The 18,342-nt window shown below is 67.2% G+C and carries 19 protein-coding genes and 1 tRNA gene; 13 read left to right on the top strand and 7 right to left on the bottom strand.

The features are described 5' to 3' along the window. Entirely contained in the window at window positions 1-744 is a 744-nt protein-coding gene (locus AB4Y64_RS11570) for a DUF6776 family protein (RefSeq protein WP_441816596.1), read from the bottom strand. Between the two features lie 77 nt (window positions 745-821). Between AB4Y64_RS11570 and AB4Y64_RS11565 the strand changes: the two genes are divergently transcribed. Further along, entirely contained in the window at window positions 822-1,403 is a 582-nt protein-coding gene (locus AB4Y64_RS11565) for a DUF4126 domain-containing protein (protein WP_441816595.1), read from the top strand. A 74-nt stretch (window positions 1,404-1,477) separates the two neighbouring features. Here AB4Y64_RS11565 and bfr read toward each other — a convergent pair whose 3' ends face one another. The 3 genes from bfr to AB4Y64_RS11550 all read right to left on the bottom strand — a co-directional run bounded on the left by bfr (window position 1,478) and on the right by AB4Y64_RS11550 (window position 2,984). Then, window positions 1,478-1,948, bottom strand: a complete 471-nt coding sequence (gene bfr / locus AB4Y64_RS11560) for a bacterioferritin (RefSeq protein WP_441816594.1) — start codon at window positions 1,946-1,948, stop codon at window positions 1,478-1,480. Window positions 1,949-2,081: 133 nt separating this feature from the next. Then, on the bottom strand, window positions 2,082-2,285 hold the full coding sequence (locus tag AB4Y64_RS11555; RefSeq protein WP_241920572.1) for a (2Fe-2S)-binding protein: 204 nt from the start codon (window positions 2,283-2,285) through the stop codon (window positions 2,082-2,084). A 93-nt stretch (window positions 2,286-2,378) separates the two neighbouring features. Continuing rightward, the gene (locus AB4Y64_RS11550) at window positions 2,379-2,984 is read right to left on the bottom strand and encodes an RNA pyrophosphohydrolase (protein ID WP_441816593.1); all 606 of its coding nucleotides are present in this window, start codon (window positions 2,982-2,984) and stop codon (window positions 2,379-2,381) included. Between the two features lie 174 nt (window positions 2,985-3,158). Between AB4Y64_RS11550 and AB4Y64_RS11545 the strand changes: the two genes are divergently transcribed. The 10 genes from AB4Y64_RS11545 to AB4Y64_RS11500 all read left to right on the top strand — a co-directional run bounded on the left by AB4Y64_RS11545 (window position 3,159) and on the right by AB4Y64_RS11500 (window position 12,586). Beyond that, window positions 3,159-3,235, top strand: a tRNA-Met gene (locus AB4Y64_RS11545). A 638-nt stretch (window positions 3,236-3,873) separates the two neighbouring features. Further along, window positions 3,874-3,999: a hypothetical protein gene (locus tag AB4Y64_RS11540; RefSeq protein WP_441816592.1), complete on the top strand. Its 126-nt coding sequence runs from the start codon at window positions 3,874-3,876 to the stop codon at window positions 3,997-3,999. A gap of 80 nt (window positions 4,000-4,079) precedes the next feature. Then, window positions 4,080-4,889, top strand: a complete 810-nt coding sequence (locus tag AB4Y64_RS11535) for a DUF2092 domain-containing protein (protein WP_441816591.1) — start codon at window positions 4,080-4,082, stop codon at window positions 4,887-4,889. Next, entirely contained in the window at window positions 4,886-5,419 is a 534-nt protein-coding gene (locus AB4Y64_RS11530) for a hypothetical protein (RefSeq protein ID WP_441816590.1), read from the top strand. Before AB4Y64_RS11535 ends, AB4Y64_RS11530 begins: the two co-directional genes overlap by 4 nt. An 82-nt stretch (window positions 5,420-5,501) precedes the next feature. Further along, window positions 5,502-8,111, top strand: coding sequence for a hypothetical protein (locus AB4Y64_RS11525; RefSeq protein WP_441816589.1), 2,610 nt, complete (start codon window positions 5,502-5,504; stop codon window positions 8,109-8,111). Window positions 8,112-8,136: 25 nt separating this feature from the next. Continuing rightward, window positions 8,137-9,090, top strand: coding sequence for a SphA family protein (locus AB4Y64_RS11520; protein WP_441816588.1), 954 nt, complete (start codon window positions 8,137-8,139; stop codon window positions 9,088-9,090). Between the two features lie 30 nt (window positions 9,091-9,120). Further along, window positions 9,121-10,311 (top strand): BamA/TamA family outer membrane protein, encoded by a 1,191-nt coding sequence (locus tag AB4Y64_RS11515; RefSeq protein WP_441816587.1) that lies wholly within the window; start codon window positions 9,121-9,123, stop codon window positions 10,309-10,311. Between the two features lie 108 nt (window positions 10,312-10,419). Then, entirely contained in the window at window positions 10,420-10,620 is a 201-nt protein-coding gene (locus AB4Y64_RS11510; RefSeq protein WP_441816586.1) for a hypothetical protein, read from the top strand. A 6-nt stretch (window positions 10,621-10,626) separates the two neighbouring features. After that, window positions 10,627-11,808 (top strand): DUF3182 family protein, encoded by a 1,182-nt coding sequence (locus tag AB4Y64_RS11505; RefSeq protein ID WP_441816585.1) that lies wholly within the window; start codon window positions 10,627-10,629, stop codon window positions 11,806-11,808. Further along, window positions 11,792-12,586 (top strand): alpha/beta hydrolase family protein, encoded by a 795-nt coding sequence (locus AB4Y64_RS11500; protein WP_441816584.1) that lies wholly within the window; start codon window positions 11,792-11,794, stop codon window positions 12,584-12,586. The genes AB4Y64_RS11505 and AB4Y64_RS11500 overlap by 17 nt, the downstream gene beginning before the upstream one ends. A 48-nt stretch (window positions 12,587-12,634) precedes the next feature. Here the strand turns inward: AB4Y64_RS11500 and AB4Y64_RS11495 are convergent, their stop codons facing one another. After that, window positions 12,635-13,660, bottom strand: coding sequence for an SDR family oxidoreductase (locus tag AB4Y64_RS11495; RefSeq protein WP_441816583.1), 1,026 nt, complete (start codon window positions 13,658-13,660; stop codon window positions 12,635-12,637). A 101-nt stretch (window positions 13,661-13,761) separates the two neighbouring features. Further along, entirely contained in the window at window positions 13,762-14,115 is a 354-nt protein-coding gene (locus AB4Y64_RS11490) for a BON domain-containing protein (protein WP_441816582.1), read from the bottom strand. Between the two features lie 256 nt (window positions 14,116-14,371). Between AB4Y64_RS11490 and AB4Y64_RS11485 the strand changes: the two genes are divergently transcribed. Next, a complete protein-coding gene (locus AB4Y64_RS11485) occupies window positions 14,372-15,487 on the top strand; it encodes a serine hydrolase domain-containing protein (RefSeq protein WP_441816581.1) in 1,116 nt (371 codons plus the stop codon). A gap of 47 nt (window positions 15,488-15,534) precedes the next feature. Continuing rightward, window positions 15,535-15,891, top strand: coding sequence for a 6-carboxytetrahydropterin synthase QueD (gene queD / locus AB4Y64_RS11480; RefSeq protein WP_441816580.1), 357 nt, complete (start codon window positions 15,535-15,537; stop codon window positions 15,889-15,891). A 6-nt stretch (window positions 15,892-15,897) separates the two neighbouring features. Here queD and AB4Y64_RS11475 read toward each other — a convergent pair whose 3' ends face one another. Next, window positions 15,898-18,258: a patatin-like phospholipase family protein gene (locus AB4Y64_RS11475; protein WP_441816579.1), complete on the bottom strand. Its 2,361-nt coding sequence runs from the start codon at window positions 18,256-18,258 to the stop codon at window positions 15,898-15,900. Window positions 18,259-18,342: the final 84 nt, after the last annotated feature.

The raw sequence follows: 18,342 nt of genomic DNA, 5'->3' as shown, positions 1-18,342 counted from the left end.
TCAGAGGCTGGCGATCGTGCCACCGTGGCTCCAGCCCAGACTCTGTTCGATGGCGACGTCGCCGTTCTGCAGCGACACCCGCACCCGCTGCGGCGTGAAGCCGGCCGGCAGCATGACGCTGCCGCCGAGCTGCTGGAAATAGCGGAACGAGTAGTCCTGCGCGGGCCAGGCCTGGCGCTGGTGCAATTCGTCCCAGCCAATCGAGGCGAGCTTGCCGTCGCGCACGCCCTCGACGTTGAAGCGCAGCTTGCCGCGGCTGATCGCGCCCTTGTTGAGGTTCTGCGTGAGCACGATCTGGTAGCGCCAGGTGCCGCCGGCCTCGGGCGAGAACTGCGCCGAATGCACGCTCAGCCCCTTGGCCTGGCCGGTCGCGCCGACCAGCCGCTCGTAGAAGGCGATGTTGGAGCGCAGGTCGGAGATTTCCTCTTCGCGCTCGGCCAGCTCGCTCTGCACCTGCTTGTTGGCGACGCGGCTGATCTGGTCCGAGCGCGCCAGCGTCGCTTCGCGCTGCTCCAGCGTCTCGGCCTTGTCGCGCCAGTGGTCGAGCTCGACGCGGGTGGCGTCGAGCTGTGCGGTCAGTTCGGGCAGTCGCGGCGCGGCGCGGCGTTCGGCGCCGATCCAGGCCGCCGTAAGCGTGGCCACCCAGGCCAGCACGAGCACGGTGACGATCAGCGGCCGCCGGTCGGGGCGCTGCTGGACGATGGTGAAGCGCGGCGGTGGCGCCCTGCGTGGCGGCTTGTTCATCAGCGTGCGTGCCGATGGCCTGCGCCATCGATCCCCTGCCCCCTATACTCGGACCACAGTCTAGCGAGGTAAAAGCCGTGACGGATGCGCACCTGTTCGCAATTGGTGTAGTCCTGGCCTGGCTTGCCGGCATCCGGGTCTACCTGACCGTCTTTGGCGTCGGCCTGGCCGGCTTTTTCGGCTGGCTGGACCTGCCGCAGGCCCTGCAGGTGACGGCCTCGCCGTGGGTGCTGGGGGTGTCGGGGGTGCTGGCAGCCGCGGAATTCCTTGCCGACAAGATCCCCGGAGTGGATTCGGGCTGGGACCTGCTGCACACGCTGCTGCGGGTTCCGGCGGGCGCTTTCCTGGCCGCTGCGACCCTGTCGCCGGACGGTCATCTGGGGGCAGGCGCCCTCGCCGCGGGCGCGGGAGTGGCGCTGACCAGCCACGTGCTCAAGTCCGGTTCGCGCGCGTTGTTAAACACCTCGCCCGAACCGGTAAGCAACTGGACCGCGTCGATCACCGAGGACGTGGCCACGGTCGGCGGTCTTGCGCTGGTTTTCGCTCATCCGTGGATCGCGCTGTCGATCGTGGTGCTGATCAGCGTGGTGTTGGCGCTGCTGCTGTGGTGGGTATGGCGGACGCTGTTCCGGCGCGCACCGCGGCCCGGGGCGGCCTGACCGCGAAGCAAACAAGAACGCCGCCGGTGTTGCCGGCGGCGTTGCTCAGGAGATGAGTGCGGGACGCGCCCGGCTCACTCCTCCATCTTGGTCAGCAGGTAGTTCTGTTCGCCCAGGCGCTCGATCAGCGACAGCTGGGTCTCGATCCAGTCGACGTGTTCTTCCTCGGAGTCGAGGATGTCGGCGAACAGTTTGCGGCTGACATAGTCGCCCACCGTCTCGCAGTACTTGATCGCCTCGCGAAGCATCGGCAGCGCCTCGAGCTCGAGTGCAAGGTCGCACGACAGCACTTCGCGCGGGTTCTCGCCGATGCGCAGTTTGCCCAGAGCCTGGAAGTTCGGCAGGCCGTCGAGGAAGAGGATGCGTTCCGACAACTTGTCGGCGTGCTTCATCTCGTCGATCGACTCGTGGTACTCGTGGTCGGCGAGTTCCTTCAGGCCCCAGTTCTTCAGCATCTTGGCGTGCAGGAAATACTGGTTGATCGCGGTCAGCTCGTTGTAGAGCGCCTTGTTGAGGTATTCGATGACCTTGGCGTCGCCCTTCATGGCCCGGCTCCTTGTGCGTGCAATGGGCGGACTCTACCCCGTTCACGCAAGACGTGACGGAACGCGAATCGACTGCAGCCGCGAGCAGGAATCAGTGGCGATTGGGGGCGGGCGCGGGCCCGCAGGTGCCGCGTCAGGCGGCTTGCTGCATCACTGCGAAAGGCAGCTCGCGGACCGAGCGGGCGGCGTCGAGCATCGACGCGGCCATGTCCAGGCAGCTGCCGCAGTTGGCGCCGGCGCCGGTGCGCATGGTCAGTTCGGTCACGCTGCTGCAGCCCGCGTCAGCGGCCTGGCGGATGTCGTGATCGGTAACCCCATTGCAGATGCAGACGTACACGGCGGTTGGTTCGGGCTGGCAGCCGGAGTGGCTACGGGAGCCATTTCGCCATGGATGCGAATGATTGTCAATTGATTCGGGCAGTGATTGTCATTAACGCGAGCCCTGCCCCGGTTCAGCCCCGCCTGGGCCCCTCCAGCGCGCCCGCGGGCGACCCCGGGCGGGCGCCCGGGGATCCTGGCAGCGGCACTCCGGGCCGGGTGCCGGCACCGCCTGGGCGCCGGCGATCTGGCGGGCGACCGGGGCCAGGTGGTTCAGGGCGCGGGCATAGACCCCGCGCTTGAACATCACCACGTGCTCGATCGGGTACCAGAAATCGACCCAGCGCCAGTTGTCGAATTCGGGCTTGTCGGTGAGGTCCAGGCGCAGGTCCGACTCCTGGCCGGTCAGGCGCAGCAGGAACCAGACCTGTTTCTGGCCGATGCAGACCAGGCGGTCGTGGCGGCGGATCGCCCGCTGCGGCAGCCGGTAGCGCAGCCAGCCGGGGGTCGCGCCGAGGACTTCGACGTGCTCGGGGAGCAGGCCGGTTTCCTCGCGCAACTCGCGATACATGGCCTCCAGCGGCGTCTCGTCGCTGTTCATCCCGCCCTGGGGGAACTGCCAGCCGTCGCGATGCACCCGGCGCGCCCAGAACAGGCGTCCGTCGGGGTGCATCAGTACAATGCCGACATTGGGTCGGTAGCCGTCCGGATCGATCACGATGCGGACTCCTGAATTCACTGTGTCCGACTCTGCCATGCCGTACGCCGGGACGACAAGCTTTGCAAAGGCGGGCTTTGCAAAGGCGGGCCTTGCAAAGCCGATGGCTCAGGGACCGTCAAAAGACGATTGACGCGGACCCCCTCGGCATGAATAATTCGCGGTTCACCGCGTGGCTATGTAGCTCAGCCGGTTAGAGCACAGCACTCATAATGCTGGGGTCGGTGGTTCGAGTCCACCCATAGCCACCATTCGGTTTCGCAAGAACCCCGCCCTGTGCGGGGTTTTTTGCGTTCTGGCCCAGGCGCCTGCCGGTGCCCGAACGAGCCGGCAATCTCGGGCACCGTGCAGCGCCGTCGCCGCCATCGACCGCGCGTTGTCGCGCGGCGCCACCGGATCGCGTTGCCGATACCGGTGTCGACGAACCGCAGTCACGCACGGATTGCGTGCCCTGCGGAATCATTTCCGCACACGACCCGCGACGAATGCGATGCGCGAGTTCGTACGCGTTCGCCGAATTGGCGCGCACACCGCGCGCATCGCGCCTTCCTTGTTCATTTCCATCAACGCGCGCATGAACGGCGGCGGCGCACTTCCCGAGCTGCGTTTTTCCCGCAGCCGTTGCCGCGCAAAGCCATCACGGTCTTTTCACGCTTCGCGGGCAGAAATGTACCAGCTATGAATCATCCGGCCCGGGCAACGGCGCGACATACAGCGTCCGCTCTGGCCGTCTGTTGGAACGGGGAATGGTCCTGCACCTGTCGGGTGCGGGTAGTTCTGATCGCATCGCCGCCGCCGAGGACGCAATGACGATACACAGCCCCCGGCAAGCGGTGAACGCAGGCATGGATGGCGTTGCCGCGGCACATACTCATCAAAGGACAAGGGAATGACCGTCGCACAACTCCATACCCGCCCGTCGATTGCAGTCATTGCGTTGGCGGTGGCGGCGGCATTGCTGCTTCCCGCATGCGGCACGCATGACGCGCAAGAAGCGGCCACCCCGACTCCGTGATCGCACCGGTGCCTGCGCGCCCCCGCTGCGCAGGCACGAACTGACGGCGGCCGACGGCCGTCCACATCGAGGAGAACGACATGCGTCACCCCGCGTTGATCACAGGTCTGTGCCTGGCGCTCGCCGCGCCGATGGCCATGGCTGCCGCTGCCGCGCCGCCCAAGGCCGCCAAGGCGCCTGCCGCGGCACCCGCGGCTGCACCGGATGTGGAGCCCGAGGCGGTGGCCGCACTGGAAGCGATGGGCAAGTACCTTCGTTCGCTGAAGGACTTCACCGTGCACGCCGACACCACACTCGACGTGGTGGTGGAGGACGGGCAGAAGCTGCAGTTCGCCGGTGACCTGGACTACAAGGTGCGCGCGCCCGACAAGCTGCAGCTAGACCTGCACAGCGATCGCAAGAATCGCCAGCTGTTCTACGACGGCAAGTCGCTGACGGTGTACGGGCCGAAGGCGAAGTACTACGCCACCGTCGACGCACCGCCGACGATCCGCGAGATGCTTGGCAGCGTCGAGCAGAAGTACGGCATCGAGATGCCGCTGGCGGACCTGTTCCTGTGGGGAACCGACCAGGCGCCGACGTCGGCGCTGAAGGCGGCGACGCGCGTGGGCCCGGCGCGCATCAATGGAACCGTCACGTCGCAGTACGCGTTCCGCCAGGAAGGCGTCGACTGGCAGGTCTGGATCGAATCCGGTCCCAAGCCGCTGCCGCGTCGCCTGGTCATCACCACCACCGATGATCCGGCGCAGCCGCAGTACGCGAGCACGCTGACCTGGAACACCGCTGCCGGACTCAAGGACAGCGCCTTCACGTTCACTCCGCCCAAGGACTCGCATCGCATCGAGATGGTCGCGGTGGACGTGGTCGCCGTCGAGGAGAAGTCGCCATGAGCATTCGTCACAACGTCACCGCGATCGGCCTGGGCCTTGGCTTGCTGGCCGGCACCACCGCACTGATGGCGGTCAGCTTCGACGCCGACGCCCGCGGCGGCGCACGCACCAGCGTCAACCACGCATCAGGCGCCCGGGCGGGCGGCGGCGGCGGTCACGCGGCCAACGTGAATCGCGGCGGCAACGCCAACGTCAACCGCAATGCCAACGCCAACGTCAACCGCAACACCAACGTCAATCGCAATACCAACGTCAACCGCAATACCAACATCCACAACGACGTCAACATCGATGTCGACAACGGCTGGAATGGCGGCTGGGACGATCACCCGATCGCCACTGCCGCGGCCGTCACCGGTGCGGTGGCGCTTACCGCCGCCGCGGTGGGATCGATCGTCAACACCGTGCCGCCCAGCTGCGTGACCAGCGTGATCAACGGGGTCGCCTACCAGCAATGCGGCAGCACCTGGTACCAGCCGCAGTACGCGGGCACCAGCGTCCAGTACGTCGTGGTCAATCCGCCCGGCTGAGCCGGGCGGTTGCCCATCCCAGTGCGCGTAACGGCGCGCGCCCAGCAACGAATCATCCAGTTTCACTGCATTGAGGCCTTCCATGCGCATCCACCCCTTCCTGCCCGTCCTGAGCCTGGCCATTGCAGTGCTCATCGGATCCGCCGCAATCGGCATCCCGCAGGTAGCCGCGCAGGGGACGGCGGCCTCGGGCACGGGCGCAACCAGCATCGACGCGCGCCCGTTCCCGCGTGACTTCACCGTGCAGGGCACCAGCTTCAGCGTCCACCAGCCGCAGTACGACAGCTGGGAAGGCAACCAGCTCAAGGGCCGCTTCGTGATGGCGGTGAAGTCGGGCGTCCATACCGGCAAGAGCGGCAAGTCCGAGCCCGCGTTCGACTACGGCGTGGTCCAGTTCCAGGCCCGCACCGAGATCGACAAGGAAGCGCGCGCGGTGGTGCTGACCGACCTCGAACTGCCCTCGGCCAGCTTCCCCACCGCAACCGCGAAGCAGGTCCAGTACCTGGAGCTGGCACGCCAGCAGTTGAAGACCAAGTCGACCCTGACCGTGTCGCTGGACATGCTCGAGTCGGCGATGGCCATTGCCAAGGTCGACGCGAAGATGCCGCCGTCGCTGCCGGTGAAGAACGATCCGCCCGACATCATCTTCAGCACCACGCCGGCCGTGCTGGTGCTGGTGGATGGCGAGCCCGCGCTCAAGCCCAGCGGCGTTTCGGGCGTGCAGCGGGTGATCAACACCCGTTCGCTGCTGTTGCAGCAGGGTGGCAAGTACTACACCAACGTTGCCGGCCACTGGTCGACCGCGCCCGCGCTGAGCGGTCCGTGGACGGCAGCGGCCAGTGTCGATGCCGCGCTGACCCAGGCGATGGCGAAGGTGGGCAAGGAGGCCGACACGTTCGACGATCCGCCCGATGCGCTCAAGCAGGACTTTGCCGCCGGCAGGGCCCCCGACATCTTCGTGCGCACGCACCCGGCAGAACTTATTTCGGTGCAGGGCGAGCCGCAGTTCGTCGCCATCCCGGGCACCAAGCTGAGCTACATCGACAACACCGGCGCAGACGTTCTACTCGACGGCGCCGCCGACAACGCCTGGTACGTGCTGGTGTCTGGCCGCTGGTTCACCGCGGCGACCAGCAAGGGGCCGTGGCGCTATGTGCCACCGGCGAGCTTGCCGGCCGAGTTCGCGAAGATCCCGCCCGACAGCGCGAAGAGCGGCGTGCTGGCCTCGATCCCCAACACGCCCGAATCGCGTGAGGCGCTGATCGCCAACGACATCCCGCAGAACGCCACGGTCAAGCGCAACGAAGCCAAGCTCAACGTGCAGTACGACGGTGCGCCGCAGTTCGTCTCGATCGGCGGCACCAGCCTGCAGTACGCGCACAACACCGCCGTGCCGGTGATCAAGGTCACGGCCAACAGTTTCTATGCAGTCGACAAGGGCATCTGGTTCTCCTCCAGCTCCGCGACCGGACCGTGGGCCGTGGCGACCAGCGTGCCGGCCGAGATCTATTCGATCCCGACCAGTTCGCCGTTGCATTACGTCACCTACGTGCGCGTGTATGGCAGCAGCGATGACGAGGTGTATGTCGGCTACACGCCGGGCTACTACGGCACGGTGGTCACCGACAACGTCGTTGTCTACGGCACCGGCTACGCCTGCGATCCCTGGGTCGGTGCGTACTGGTACGGCTGCCCTGCCACCTATGGCATGGGCGTGTACTTCGGCTGGAATGCCTGGGTCGGCTGGACGTTCGGCTACGGCTGGGGCTGGTACGGCGGCTGGTACGGGCCTTACAGCCCATGGTGGGGCCCGTGGTACGGCCCGGGTTACGGCTGGGGCTACTGGGGTGGCGGCGCGGCCGCGTGGAATGTCTACGGCCACTGGGGCAACGCCGCTGTTCGCGGCACCGCCGCAGCCTGGGCCGATCCGTGGACCGGCAATGTCGGTCGCGGTGGACGCGGTGGCTACTACAACGAAGCCACCGGCGGTCGCGGCGTCGGCCGCGCCGGCGTCAACACCAACATCTACACCGGCACCACGACCGCAGGAGCGCAGGGCATCCGCTACAACCCGCAGACCGGCCGCGCGGTCGCCGGCGGTGGCGCCGTGGCAGTCAATCCCTACACCGGGCAGGCAGCGGCCGGCGGCAGCCGCACAACGGTCAATACCAACACCGGCCGCGTCACCCAGAGCGCAGGCGGCGCGGTTGCCGGCCCGAACGGTGCGGCCGGTGCTGGCGCATTCGACAGCCAGGGAAATCGTGTCGACGCGAAGGGTGCAGGTGGCTTCCACTACAACGCCGACACCGGAACGCTCAGCCACGGTGGCGTGGTCAACGTCAACGACAACGTCTATGCCGGCAAGGACGGCAACGTCTACAAGCACGACGAGAACGGCTGGAGCCAGGTCACGCGTCCGGACTCGTCCAGGAACCTGGGCGGCGAGACCCGCGACCTCGACAGCGAACGCATGGCGCGTGATCGCGGCAACGAACGCATCACTGGCGGCAGCTATGGCGGCCGGCCTTCGAACATGGGTTCGGGTGGCGGCAACTACAACCGTCCTGCCGGCGGCTACAACCGCCCTGCAGGTGGCTACAACCGTCCTGCCGGCGGCTACAACCGACCCGTCGGCGGATTCCGTCCGAGCATGGGCGGCGGTCGCGGCGGCGGCGGCTTCCGGCGGCGCTGATTCTCGATGACGGCCGGGGGGCCTGATGAACAAAAGCATTCGTGGAACCATCCTTGCAGCGGCCGTCGGCGCCGCTGCAGTCTTCGCGCCGGCGCATGCAACTGAAGGCGCGGTCGGACGTCCGATCACCGGCCTGCAGGCGGCGTCCTATTCGGGACTGATCCCACCGACACCCGGCTGGAACATGCAGATCGGCTACGCCTACTACTCGGGCGAGATCGGCGGCCAGCGCGAGATCCCGATCGGTGGCGTCAGCGCGGTCGGACTGACCGGCACGTTCGACATGCTCACCTTTACTGGGCTGTACATCTGGGACACCGGCGAAGGCCGCTGGAACTTCGCCTCGATGGCGACGATTCCGTTCATCGATGTCAGCGCCGATGCCGACCTGCGCCTGGGGCCGATCAGCGGCAGCCGCAGCGACAGCGACACGGGGTTGTTCGACGCCTTCTTCGCGCCTGTGATCGCCAGCTACCACATCGACCAGCTGCGCCACGTCTCTCTGTCGCTGTACATCTACGCGCCGACCGGTGACTACGAAGTCGGGCGACTGGCCAACCCCAGCCTCAACAACTGGACGTTCTCGCCGACCGTTGGCTACACCCAGCTGTTCCAGAAGGGCACGCTGGAATGGAGCACCACCACCGCGGTCGACATCTACACCGAGAACGACGCCACCGATTACCAGAACGGCGCCGTGTTCCGCGTCGACTCGCTGCTGGTCAAACGCTTCGCCAACGGCTGGGGCATTGGCGGCGTCGGTGGCTGGATCGAACAGATCGAGGACGACGACAGCGCCATCGCCGATCGCCTTGACGGCTTCAAGGGCCACTCGCTGGCGCTTGGCCCGATCGCCACGTACGCGAAGAAGTGGGACGGCGGCCAGGTCGAGTTCTCCGCACGCTGGCTCAAGGAGTTCGACGTGGAGAACCGGCTCAAGGGCGAGCCGTTCATGCTCTCGGCCAGCATCACGTTCTGAACTGCGAACGGATTGCCGCAAGGACGATGGATGAAATCACCACTGGCACCGATTGCCATTTTCCCGCTCTTGTTCGCAATTGCCACTTTGACGCCGGCGCATGCCGCTGACGAGGTGACATCCGACGGCCCGGTCAAGCCGGGCTTCCTCGAACTGCTGCACGATCCCGCCGACGGCAAGTTCGACATGTCGCGCTGGCTGCTGGAGCACAAGGGCTTCCTGCCGGTGCCGATCATCATCACCGACCCGGCCGTGGGCACCGGTGGCGGCATCGCGTTGACGTTCTTCCACAAGCCCGAGGGCTCGACCGCGCGCACCAGCGAGGACGGGCGCAAGATGATGGTGACGCCTGATATCTACGGCTTCGGCGCCATTCGCACCTCCAACGGCAGCCAGGCCTACGGCGCCGGTGCGATCCTGCATTTCGACGACGACCGCTGGCGTTATCGCGGTGGCGTCGCCAAGGCCGACATCAACCTCGACTTCTACACGCAAGGCCGCTTCCTGCCGCCGCAGCAGATCGGCTACAACATGGACGGCATCATGTCGCTGCAGCAGGTGTTCAGGCGCCTGGGCAAGAAGGATCTGTTCCTCGGACTGGCGTGGATCTACATGGACCTGGATATCGGCTTCGATATCGAGTCCGATCGCAACCTGTTCACGGACAAGGAGCTGAACGAGCGCAGCTCCGGGTTGGGCCTGTCGCTGGAGTTCGACGACCGCGACAACACGTTCACGCCCAACAGCGGCTGGCTGGGCATGATCGAGGGCAACTTCTACGACGACCTGATCGGCAGCGACAACGACTTCCAGAGCTATCGCGGCCACGCCTTCGGGTATCTGCCGTTCGGCGACAAGCGCTTCGTCCTGGGCGGTCGCGCGGACGTGCGCTGGGCCAACGGCGACGTTCCATTCTACCGCCTGCCCTACATCGACCTGCGCGGCATCGGTTCGGCCCGCTACCAGGACACGCGTGCGGCCACGCTGGAAACGGAGCTGCGCTGGAACGTGACTCCGCGCTGGGCCCTGATCGGTTTCGCCGGCGCAGGCCGCACCTGGGGCCGACACAACAGTTTCGGCGACGGCCAGAGCCAGGTCTCCAAGGGCACCGGCGTGCGCTATCTGATCGCGCGCCAGCTTGGCCTCTACACCGGCATCGACTACGCGTGGGGGCCTGAAGACGAGACGTTCTACATCCAGGTCGGCAGCGCCTGGCATTGAGTTCTTCACCGCATCGCAACGCGCGTGCACGCGCAGGCAGCGCAGTCCTCACGTGGCATTAGCGTCGCGTCCGTATCGTCGAAGACGCCCCAAGACACGGAGTACGCGATGGCTGGCCATCAGGACCGGAAAGATCCGCCGATCCATCGTTCGCGCCGTTCCGACACCGCCACGCCTGGCGACAAGGGCGCAGGGGAACGGGCGCGACGCAAGCGCCACGAAAGCGACAATCTCGACGAGGCGTTGAACGAAACCTTTCCGGCCAGCGATCCGGTGTCTCCGTTCGTGCCGGCCAAACCGCGGGACTGAACCGCGATGGCGTTCGGTCGCGGCGCAGATGCTCGCGGATCGGTGCTCGACCTGATCCTCACGCGCAAGCGCGGTATCCACGAGAAGGCGACGCGGCAATGGGCCGCGCAGCGGCTGGCCGATCTGACAGGTGCGGCCTTCGCCGGCGAGTACGTGCCCGATCGCGCCTACGCTGGCCCGCTCTACTTCGTCCCCGATCGCACCCTTCTGGTTTCCGAAGCGGCGCAACTGGGCATCCGCGGCCCCGGCGACCTGTTCGGCGGCGTGGTGCCCCACCCCTTCGTGGCCACCAAGTCGATCACGCATCCGGCGCCTGCAGACGCGCGCGATCTTCCCGAGGGCTGGTCGCGTTCGCTCGGTGAGGCGCTGGCGCCGTTCGTGCTGCCCGGCATGAGCGTGTTCAACCCGGACGACGGGCGTCGCGCGGGCCGCTCGTTGCTGGCGGTGGGCGCGCCAATCCGGACCAAGCCGGGCCAGGGCATCGGCGGCTCCGGCCAGCGCGTGGTTGCCGACTTCGATGAACTCGACGCCGCCGTGTCCGCGCTCGATGCCGGGGCGATGCGCGAGTTCGGGCTGGGACTGGAATTGAACCTGGCCAATGCGGTCACCTACAGCGTCGGCGTGTTGACGGTCGGCGCGATCGGCCTGGCCTACAGCGGCACCCAGCGCACCACGCACAACCACGCCGGGCACGAGGTATACGGCGGATCGACGCTGCGTTGCCTGCGTGGGGGTCTCGACGACCTGCTGCGGGCCAGCCGCAACGAAGACGAAAGCCACGCCATTGCCAGCGCGATCGGCTACGACCGCGAAGTCGGCCGCGCGTATCCGCAGTTCTTCGCCTCGCGCCGCAACTACGACATCGTCGTCGGCGAGGACAGCAGTGGCGCCATGCGCTGCGGCGTGCTGGAGCAGTCGTGGCGGATCGGCGGCGCATCGCCGGCCGAGGTCCTCGCGCTGCAGGCGTTCAAGGCCGACCCCGGGCTGCAGCGAATCTGCGTGTCCTCGTGCGAGGTTTACGCGCTGATCGACGTTCCGGATGGCGCCGAAGTGTCGTTCCGCGCGGAGGACCCGGTGGTGGGCGCGATCACCAAGTACGGCATCGTCGAACCCGACGATGCACCGGCATGCGCATCTGAATCCGGCAGCGATCTCCAGGGCACCGAGCGTCATGGACATCCGGCTTGAGACCGTCGAACTCGATGTCGAGGACGAGCGCATCTGCGGCACCGTCCTCTCCCCAGCCGCGCGCCTTCCCGGCGTGCTGTTCGTGCACGGCTGGGGCGGCAGCCAGGAGCACGACCTGGTGCGTGCGCGCGAAGCGGCCGGCATTGGCTGCGTCTGCCTGACCTTCGACCTGCGCGGGCACGAGCGCACCGCGCGCCACTGGGAAAACGTGAACCGGCCGCAGAACCTGGCCGACCTCGTCGCCGCCTATGACTGGCTGGTGCGCCGGCCCAACGTCGACCCGACCGCCGTGGCGGTGGTCGGCATCAGCTACGGCGGCTACCTGGCGGCGCTGCTGACCGCGCTGCGCCCCGTGCACTGGCTGGCGCTGCGCTCACCGGCCCTCTACAAGGACGAAGGCTGGGACCTGCCGAAGCTGCGCCTGCACGTCGACACCGACCTGCGTGCGTACCGCCGCAGCACGCTGCGCTGGGATCAGAACCGCGCCCTGCGCGCCTGTGCCGATTACCGCGGGCATGCGTTGCTGGTCGCCGCCGAACACGACGAGATCGTGCCCGAGGCGGTGATCGACAACTACGCCGAGGCGTTCCGGCACGCGCGCTCGCTGACCCGGCGCACCGTCGACAATGCCGATCATGCGTTCACGGACAAGCCCGCGCAGAAGGCCTACACCGCGATCCTGATCAAGTGGCTGAGCGAGATGATCATGGGCGCGCGCGAGGAAGCCGCGGGCCTGCGCATGCGCGAGCGCGGCAGGGTGGAACCGTCGCGTCCCTGAGGTCGCGTCCGTGGAGGTCTGGTCCGTGACGTCCGGCGTCGGCGCGGTTCACCCGCGCGGCCCGCCCATCACCGGCAGGATCACGCCGTTGACATAGGAGGCGCACACCGGCGAAGCGAGGAAGACAAACGCCGGCGAGATCTCCTCCGGTTGCGCCGGGCGACCCATGTCGCTGTCCTGGCCGAACTTCGACACGTCGTCGGCCGACCGGTCGGCAGGATTGAGCGGCGTCCAGACCGGGCCCGGCGCGACCGCGTTCACGCGGATGCCGCGCTCGAGCAGATTGCTGGCCAGCGAGCGGGTGAAGGCGTGTATCGCACCCTTGGTTGCGGAATAGTCGAGCAGGTGCTTGCTGCCGAAGATGCCGGTCTCCGAACCGCAGTTGATGATGCTGCTTCCGCGCTTGAGGTGCGGCAGCGCGGCGCGCGCCATGTGGAAGTAACCGGCGATGTTGGTCTGCAGCGTTTCCTGCAGGTGCTGGTCGGTCAGCGCCTCCAGCGTGTCGGCGTGCTCCTGGAAGGCCGCGTTGTTGACCAGGATGTCGAGGCCGCCGAAGGCTTCCACCGCCGCCGCCACGGCAGCGTTGCAGAAGATGGAGTCCTTGACGTCGCCCGGGATCAGCAGGCAGCGCTGCCCCTCCCTTTCGATCTGCTTGCAGGTGGCTTCCGCATCGACGTGTTCGTTGAGGTAGACGATGGCCACGTCCGCGCCCTCGCGGGCGAACAGCACCGCGACCGCACGGCCGATGCCGGAGTCGCCCCCGGTAACGAGTGCATGCATGCCGTCTAGCTTGCCGCTGCCGCGATAGTCAGGCGCCAGGTAACGCGGGCTGGGCGTGAGTTCGTGCTCGTTGCCGGGCTTGCGCAGATGCTGGCGCGGCAACGGATTCTGCGGTTGCCTGCGTTCGCCTGCCTGGACGGGCTTCTTCTCTTCAGGCTTGTCCGCCTTCGGCTTGGCCTTGTCGCGGGTGTCGACCTGTTTCTGGATCTTGCGCTGGCGGGCGACGGTGGCAGTGGTCGCGGATGCCGCCTGCTTCCTGGCAGCGGTCTTCTTCGCGGCTTTCTTCATGGCCATGATCGGACTCCTTCAAAGGGTAGGAACCCCCAAATAAAAACCCCCCTCCCGCGGAGGGCGGGAGAGGGGCAGCGCGTTGCGGTCGTCGCGCAACTTCACTTCTACTTCTTGGCGACCTTCAACGCGGAGGCATCGACGCTCTTGACGCCCTTGATTCCCTTGGCGACAGTGACCGCCTTGTCGGCACTGGCCTTGCTGTCGACGGTGCCGGCCAGGGACACCCTGCCGTTCACCGTTTCAACATCGATCGTCGTGCCCGGCACATTCGACGTCGCCATCAGGTCCGTCTTGACCTTGGTGGTGATCCAGGTGTCACTGGCGGCCTGCGACGCATCGCCTTCCTCGGCTTCCATCGTCTTGTCCTGGGCCAGTGCCTGCATCGGCATGGCCGCTGCAAACAGCAGCGACGCAGCCACGATCACTGGCAGCTTCGCCTTCATCGTCTTGGACTTCATCCTCATGCATTCCTCCCGCTCTGGTGTGGGGCCAGTGTGGAAATCGGCGTGTATCGTCGCGTGAAGACATCGATAGCCGCACGTTGACGCTCGGGTGGGGTTCATCGATGCGAGCGTCGCGTGCACAGCGTGGGCATGCAACGTCATGGAACGCCACGTTGCGCTGGCGAACCTCCCTGACGTGACCAATGCCATGGTCGGGCCGTGCCCGAGCGGTTCAAGATGTCGCCACTGCGCCCGGATCGAGCCGACCACCATGCCTCTGCCCCGTATCGCCCTTTTTGCACTGCTCTACCCCGCCGCGTTCGCTGCATCGGCGGCCGATGCCTGCCTGGCCCAGGCCGCGTCTTCGCTCGACGCCGCCGCCCTCAAGGGACAGATCGTGGTATCGACGCTGGCGCCCGATGGCGCACGCGACACGCGCGTGCTGGCGGCGCCCACGGCAACGCCACTGAAAGGCGACGAAGCCTTCCGCATCGCCAGCGTGACCAAGACCTACGTCGCCGCCACCGCGCTGCGACTGCACGAGGCCGGCAAGCTCGACCTGCGCAGCACCATCGATCGCTACCTTCCGCAGCCCTGGCTCGACCAGCTCAAGAGCGATGGCTACGACCCCGGCGCGATGACCGTGCGGCAGTTGCTCAGCCACACCTCCGGGCTGGCCGATCACGCCCAGGCGCCGCAGTTCATCGCCGCGGTCAAGGCCAACCCCAGCACGAAGTGGACGCCGGCGGAGGATGTCGCGCACCTGGTGGAGTGGACGCAGCCGGTCGGCAAGCCGGGCGAGAAGTATTCGTACTCCGACACCGGCTACATCCTGCTCGGCACGATCATCGAGCGCGTCAGCGGACAGTCGCTGCCGAAAGCGGTGCGCAGCCAGCTCGCATTGGACAAGCGCGGCCTTCCCGATACCTGGTGGGAGCGCGCCGAGTCCGCCAGAGGCCGGACGCGCGCACATCAGTTCTTCGAGGGCGACGACACCTACGACTGGGATCCATCGATGGACCTGTTCGGCGGCGGCGGCATCGTGGCCACGCCGGCCGACATGGCGACCTTCTTCGAGGCACTGCTGGCCGGCCGGGTGTTCAAGGACAGCGCCACGCTGGCGCTGATGCAGTCGCCGGTGGGCCTGCCCGCCGACAGCCCCTACCGCCTGGGCCTGCTCACCTACACCTTCGACGGCGTCGGCGCGACGGGCCACTCCGGGTTCTGGGGCACGCTGGTGGTGCGCGAACCGGTCTCGGGCCGGACCATCGCCGGAGCGGTCACCCGCCGCGAGGAGTTCGACCAGCTCAAGGCACTGGTTGGCCGCTATGTCGGCGCGGCCAATGCCGCGGCCCGCGCCGGCGCCAAGGCCGGCTGCGGCAGCTGACCGCGCCCGCGGTCCGGCCCGGGGGCGCTGCGGAGTAAACTGGCGCCATGAAGATATTCAAGGCTTTCACCCTCGAGGCCGCGCACCGCCTGCCGAACGTGCCGCCGGGGCACAAATGCGCGCGCCTGCACGGGCACAGTTTCCGCATCGAGATCCACGTCGAGGGCGAGATCGACCCGCATGCGGGCTGGGTAATGGATTTCGGCGACGTCAAGACGGCCTTCCAGCCGCTCTACGACCGCCTCGACCACCACTACCTCAACGACATCGACGGCCTCGACAATCCGACCAGCGAACGCCTGGCCGTGTGGATCTGGGATCACCTCAAGTCGTCGCTGCCGCTGCTGTCGGAGATCGTCGTGCACGAGACCTGCACGTCGGGCTGCCGTTACCGCGGCAGCTGACCGGCGCTACTTAACCGTCGGACGCAACAGCGAGCCGAAGGTCAGGTACCACGAGCTCTCGCCGTCGTCGTTGCCGCCATAGGCCAGGAACATCGGTCCCAGCGGCGTGCTGAAACCGATGAAAAGGCTGCCGGCGAGGATCAGATCGTCGGCATCGACCTCGTCCTTGCTCCGCCAGACATTGCCCGTCTCCAGACTGGCGCCGACGTACATCGGCAGCGAGAACAGGCGGCTGGTGTTGCCGGTGCGCCGGTACAGGACAGCGCGCGCCAGCGCGGTCTGGTTGCCGAACAGTGCGCGCTCGTCGAAACCCGAGAGGTTGAGGAAGCCGCCCAGGAAGCCCTGGGTCTCGAAGAAGGTGTCGTCCTCGAGCGCACTGCTCGTGCGCGCGCCCAGCAGCAGGTGGTAACGGCCCCACGCATGGGCCCAGTCCACCGTCGCCCGTGCCACGTTGCCCTCGATGTTGGCCCCCAGCACGTCGTAGTAGGTCTCCAGGTCGACGCTGACGCGCGTGCCCTTCGTCGGGAAGTTGATGTTGTCGAGCGTGTCCCAGGTGGCGTTGTAGTCGACGCCGGCGAAACTCTCGTCGCCACCCTTGAAGTCGTTGGGATTGCCGATCAGCAGATCGGCCTCGTCGCGGCCGCGCACGAGCTGGGCGGATACGCGCCACTCCGGTTGCGGCGAATAGCCCGCCTCAAGGGCGGCCTCGCGACGGTTGATGCGGAATTCCGCCAGCTGGTTGCCGTTGAGCCACAGCGGCAGCGACTCGTTGCGGAATTCGATCGACGGCTTCAGGTAGAACTCGCCGGTCTCGCCGAAGGGCTGGTAGAACTCCGACAACAGGCCGGTGATGCGACCCAGGCGCGCCACGTTGCGCCATTCCGCACCGAGGCTGTTGATGTTGTTGAAGGTCAGCTCGGCCGAGACCATGTAGCTGCTGCGGCCGTTGAAGTTGTCGTCGAGCTGGAAGCCGAGCTTGCCGAACGCGCGCCACGGCTTGTCGACGGGGATGATCTCCAGGCCGAGTTCGCCATCGTGCTGGGCCAGGCGGTAGTCGATCTGCTGGAAGCGGCCGTCGCCGTAGGCAGTGCCGATGTCCTTCTCGACCTCGTCGACGTTGAACGGCTTGTCCAGGTTGTCGGCGACGGCGCGCTCCACCTGGCGATTGGCCGATGGCGAATTGCCCTTGCTGACGTCGAGGAACTTCACCAGCCCCACGTCGAAGTTGCGTTGTCGCTGGTTGGCACGGTAGGCGGCGTAGGTCTTCTCGTCGACCGCCATCGTGCGCAGTTGCGGCAGCATGGCTTCGGCCGCGCGCTCGCCGATCGCGATCGCTTCGGCGCCGCGGTTGAATTCCGATGCGGTGATGTCGCCCAGCTCGGGCCGGATCAGCACGTCCTGGTCGCCGAGCGTGGCCAGCTGCGCGCGTACCTTCTCGGCCATCAGCGCGGAGATCATCTGGTCCATGATCGCCAGCGGATTGGTCAGGGTCGCCTCGGTGTGCAGCGGCGAACCGACGTCGACCACGATCAGGCGTTGCGCGCCCATCTTGCGGACCACGTCGACCGGCACGTTGTCGGCCATGCCGCCATCGACGAGCAGGCGGTCGCCGATGCGAACCGGCGCGAACGCGCCCGGCACGGACATGCTCGAGCGGATCGCCAGCGCCAGGTCACCGTCGTCGAACACGACCTTGTCGCCGGTGATGATGTCGGCGGCGACGGCGCGGAACGGCACCGGCAGCTCGTCAAAGTTCTTCACGTCCCAGGTCGAGAGCGTCAGCCGGCGCAGCAGCATCAACAGCTTCTGCCCTTGCACGATGCCGACCGGGAGCACCACGCGGCCTTCGGCGTAGCCGATCTCCAGGTCGAGCAGGTAGCGGAAGTCGGCGTCCTTGCGGCGCATCGGCTGGCCGGGGCGCGGCGGGTCGTCGACGAACATGTCGGCCCAGTCGATGGTCTCGATCAGCTTTTCCATCTCTGCCGGGGTGTAGCCGGTGGCGTAGAGGCCACCCACTATCGAGCCCATGCTGGTGCCGGCGACCTTGCACACCGGGATGCGCTCGCGCTCCAGGACCTTGAGGACGCCGACGTGGGCAGAACCGCGGGCGCCACCGCCGCCCAGGACCAGGCCGACGCAGGGGAGATCGGCAGGCTGGGCCGGCTGCGGGGTGGGCTGCGGGGTGGGCTGCGGGGTGGGCTGCGGGGTGGGCTGCGGGGTTAGCTGCTGGGCAGCGGCCGCGAGCGGGAGGGCCAGCACGGCGAGGACGGCGAGACGGCCGATCGCGGCCCGGAACAGGCGCGGGAAGCGGGATCCGGGCACAGCGTCGCCAGGCAGGCGGGTTCCAGGCATGGGGTCTGGGATCATCGTTTGGTCATCCTGAAGGCCCATCATCCTTGTTCCGGCGCATTCAGACCGTGACAGAAGGGCCCTGTGGGTCGTGTGACGCGG

The sequence above is a fragment of the Lysobacter sp. TAF61 genome (genome assembly GCF_052113485.1).
GTDB lineage: Bacteria > Pseudomonadota > Gammaproteobacteria > Xanthomonadales > Xanthomonadaceae > Lysobacter_J.
Note: the sequence above shows the minus strand (reverse complement) of the source record. Positions and strands in the feature narration are given on the sequence as shown.